Here is a 4306-nt window from a genome sequence, read left to right as displayed (position 1 = left end):
CAAAAAACGTTTAATAACCTATGTAACTACGATACGGTCAATTTAATACACGCTATTCAATCATTAAATATTTCACTTCATAAAATATCTCCTTTTATTACTTCACCAGTTAATCTTGAATACGGACGGAACGTTATCTATCAGTCTGAATTTGTAGAGATTTTAGTATTAAATTTCCCCAGCAAAGCAAAGACTTTTGTGCACGATCACGGAATATCTGTAGGATGTATACTAATAGTCAATGGTACGCTACAAAATATAACGTACGAAAATAATAGCGAGCGGATTGAAGAGTTTACAGAGGGAAATATTTTCACAGTAAAAAAAGATACTGTGCATAAAATGTATAATGCTACAGATTCGGCAGTAATAACTTTCCACGTATATTCCCCCCCATTAAAAGATGTCCAAATATATGAATAGTCTTTAGAAGGAGGAAATATGCAAAATTTGAAAGATTACTATATAAAGAGCTTACAAGATGGTCGTAACGTTTGGCTCTATGGACAAAAAGTAGATGTAACTACAGACAAACATTTTGCAGGAACATTAAGTACCATTTCTAATTTATTTTCATTGTTTGATGATCCAATACGAAGAGATTCTATTGGATATGTTAGCCCAAAAACGAAAGAATTTGTCCATACAGCCTTTTTAATTCCGAATTCCTATAACGAATTATTAATGAGGAGAACCGCTTTTGAAACGTGGAGTTATGCTACAGACGGTGTAATGAGTAGACTATCTGATTACGCAAGATCGAGACTTACCGGCTGGTACGTATCAAAATATTTTTATAAAAAATTCGATGTACAGTTTCCAGATAAAATTACATCTTATTATGAAGAAGCGAGAGATAATCACTTGTTCTTAAGCGTAGTTCAACGTGATCCACAAATAAATCGATCTACAGAATCAATGTTGAATACAAATGACTTAGGATTACTAAGAGTTACGAAGAAAACTTCTGACGGAATTTATTTAAGTGGTGCTAAAATGATCGGTACTGCTTCTCCTTATTCAAATGATTTATTAATCTATCCATTAGCAAAACTGACTGATACTCAAAAAGATTTAGCTCACTTTCTCATTGTGGCAGCCAATTCTCCTGGATTACATATGGTTTGTAGAGAACCATTTGCGAATACACATTCAATTACAGTTGATTCCCCTCTTAGCTCACAGTACGATGAAATGGATGCACTATTAATCTTTGATAATGTATTTGTACCATGGGAACGTGTCTTACTATATAACAACCCTGAAGCGTTATGGGCAATAAAGTCAGATATAGCTTCTAGTAGTTTAGCTTATCACCAAGCAATTGTACGATTAGTAGTAAAGTTAGAATTTATAACTGCAATTGCTTGTGAAATTGCTGAAGCAATCGGTGCTACTACTTATTTGCATGTTCAAGAGAAGCTTGGGGAATTAATTATGCAAATCGAAACAATTCGCGCACTTTTAATTGCTGCAGAAGTTGAAGGTACTACAAATGAAACAAAAACTTATTTGCCGAAATTTAAATATATCGAAACTGCAAGGAATCTTGGTTCCAAATATTATCCCCGTGCAATAGAAATTTTACAATTAATTGGAGCAGGTGGTTTCATTCAACTTCCTTCGAGCTCGAATGACTTCCAGAGTCCAATAGATGATTTATTGAAAAAGCACTTTAAAGGAACAAATATAGATGCCGAACAACGCACAAAATTATTTAAGTTAGCCTGGGATATTATTGGAAGCCCATTAGGATCAAGACACGAATTATACGAAAGATTTTACGCGGGAGATTCAATACGAAATACAGCTACGCAATATGTAAATTATGATAAAAATCATTTTAAAAAGATGCTAAGTAAATATTTACATTAATGAAAAAGAGCACTTTTTGCTAAGAGTGCTCTTAAAAAACATATAGTTATTCAGTTACATATATAGTTGCTCCGGCCACAACTGCTACTTTTCTCCGTAATCGTTTCATTTTATTCAGCTTTATAACCTCTGGTATATGCTTCCTATCATATTTCCTCATATAGGCTTCTCCATCTGGAGTAACTAATTGTAAAACAATCTCACAACAAACCTCCTAATTCAAATTATTCCTTTCTAAACTGAAAATCCAACTGTCTTGATTGCTTGATTTCCTCAATTACTTTACGAATACCTTCTTCAATCTTATCTTCTTTTACATTCGAAACATTTAATTTTAATAGTTTTTCTTTAGGAAAATCCCTCATATAATTCTTATCAATAGTATCGACACTTATTTGAATGTCACCTAATTTTTGTATAAGTGTTTCTGTAACTATGTTTTTCTGCATTTCTAAACAAGTGTGTATTCCAAGTGTGTTTTGTCTATTATATGTAAATAATGATGAATTTTCATTTTGCACTTTTTCTAATGTTTCTGCTAGTTTTATTGATCTATTGTAGTAGGAAGAATTAATTTTACTTTTATGACGTTCAAACATACCACTCTTTATATAAATTTCTAAAGCCGCTTGAGAAATCATCGGACTATCAATATCTAGTATTTTTTTGTATGTATAGAAAGCATTTGCAATGGATCGTGGGATGACCGCAACTCCAACCCGTAAACCTGGAAAAATAATCTTCGAATAACTTTTCAAATATATGACATGACTACAATTATCCAAGCTATATAACGGATCTGCTTTTGAATCAGTTTCTAAATCTGCTAAATAATCATCTTCCACTATAAATACATTGTATTTCTTAGCCAATAGTGTGATTTTTTCTTTCTCATCTTTAGAATAAGACGTTCCAAGCGGATGATGATATCTCGGTATCGTATAGAAGAATTTTATTTTTCCGGTTTGAAATATTTGCTCCAATTCATTCAAATCGATACCTTCATTCGTACGTTTAATACCGATTACAGGAACTTTATTTATTTCTAGATAATCAATATATAGATGATATGTTGGTTGTTCAATTAATACAGTTTCATTTCCATTCGGAAATGGTATAGAAGTTAATATAGCAAGTGCCTGCTGAACACCTGATGTTATAAAAATATTTTCTTCTTTTGTAAAGACTTGATAATTTGCTAGTTGTTTTTGAATAACTGGTATTAAAGATGGTAACCCTTTCGGCGTTCCATATACAAACAAATCATTTTTATACGTATCAATAGCCTTATTAATACAATGTTGAAAATCTAAATATGGGAAAACATCTGGATCTGGTGCTGAGGAAGCAAAATCAATTATCTCGTTATTTTCTATGGTACTCCCAGATTTCTTAACAACGTAATATCCACTTTGAGGGACAGAATATATAATATGACGCTTTTCTAATTCATGAAGCGCACGTATAACTGTCGCCTTATTACATTCATATTGCGTAACGAGTGACCGTATAGACGGTAATTTCTTTCCTTCATTTATTTCTCCATTTTGAATCATATTTTCTATGTCGTTTAAAATATGTAAATACTTATACATATTACACCTCCTTCAGCAATTTTCTATTTAATTATATCGATTTTATATTCATATAGCATTCATTCCTCAATTAGTTAATTTTCCGATCATCTATATCGTAAATCCCAATAGCGTATGAATCATTTTCAATCCATTTCTTTACTGCTTCTGTTTTAAGTACCCCTTCAACTTCTTTTTCTATTTTCTGTCCAAGTTCTCTCGCCCCTACTTCATCATCGCTAATCTTAGTTTTTATATCAATGGTAACAGGTTGATTCTTTTTATAATTTATTTGCTGAATCCCAAACCCTTCATATCCATTCTTCCTGAATACGTCATCAAATATCTGTCCAAAAACTAACTCCCATCTATGTTCTGCATTTACAATCTCCTTGTTTCTTTGAGATATATTTACTTTATAGGACATAATACCTTGAATTTGCAATCTTTTATTAATTTCTTTTTTTATTTCGTTAGCATTTTCGCTATCAGCAATCTCTAAATCTACTATTCTTGCTTTTTCATCTCTTATAGCAGCACTAAAAGAAGATTCCTCCTTTACCGCTACTGTAGCAATATCCATCACTATAGAATCTTCACTTTTAGCATCTTCACTTTTAGCACCTTCAATCTCATTCTCACAGGCACATAATAAAGCAAATGGAATTAAAAATACAAGTACCTTTGTTCCCTTTCTCATGTAGCACCCCTCCACACATTTTCATTTACGATAAACTTTTTACTTTGACATATAAATACCTTCTATAATTATTAAATTTAACATTATTTCACATTTTCCCCACTTAACAAGGGAATTACAATTAATAAATAGAATATCTCTATGAATAAATAAAAAG

Annotated in this window: 4 protein-coding genes; 2 read left to right on the top strand and 2 right to left on the bottom strand. The window is 31.7% G+C overall.

The annotated features are described in order from the left end of the window. A partial coding sequence (locus ABWK52_RS18770; RefSeq protein WP_353772069.1) for a cysteine dioxygenase occupies nucleotides 1–423 on the top strand: 423 nt, incomplete at its 5' end. 18 nt (nucleotides 424–441) lie between these two features. Further along, nucleotides 442–1875 (top strand): 4-hydroxyphenylacetate 3-hydroxylase family protein, encoded by a 1434-nt coding sequence (locus ABWK52_RS18765; RefSeq protein WP_001180375.1) that lies wholly within the window; start codon nucleotides 442–444, stop codon nucleotides 1873–1875. Between the two features lie 224 nt (nucleotides 1876–2099). On the opposite strand, the gene ABWK52_RS18760 is transcribed toward ABWK52_RS18765, so the two are convergent. Both ABWK52_RS18760 and ABWK52_RS18755 read right to left on the bottom strand, forming a co-directional pair. Next, nucleotides 2100–3470, bottom strand: a complete 1371-nt coding sequence (locus tag ABWK52_RS18760; RefSeq protein ID WP_098430637.1) for a PLP-dependent aminotransferase family protein — start codon at nucleotides 3468–3470, stop codon at nucleotides 2100–2102. A 70-nt stretch (nucleotides 3471–3540) separates the two neighbouring features. After that, on the bottom strand, nucleotides 3541–4149 hold the full coding sequence (locus ABWK52_RS18755) for a DUF4030 domain-containing protein (RefSeq protein ID WP_098541281.1): 609 nt from the start codon (nucleotides 4147–4149) through the stop codon (nucleotides 3541–3543). Nucleotides 4150–4306: the final 157 nt, after the last annotated feature.

Source organism: Bacillus sp. AP50, from assembly GCF_040492675.1.
Classification (GTDB): Bacteria; Bacillota; Bacilli; order Bacillales; family Bacillaceae_G; genus Bacillus_A; species Bacillus_A cereus.
This window is presented reverse-complemented; position numbering and strand designations above follow the sequence as displayed.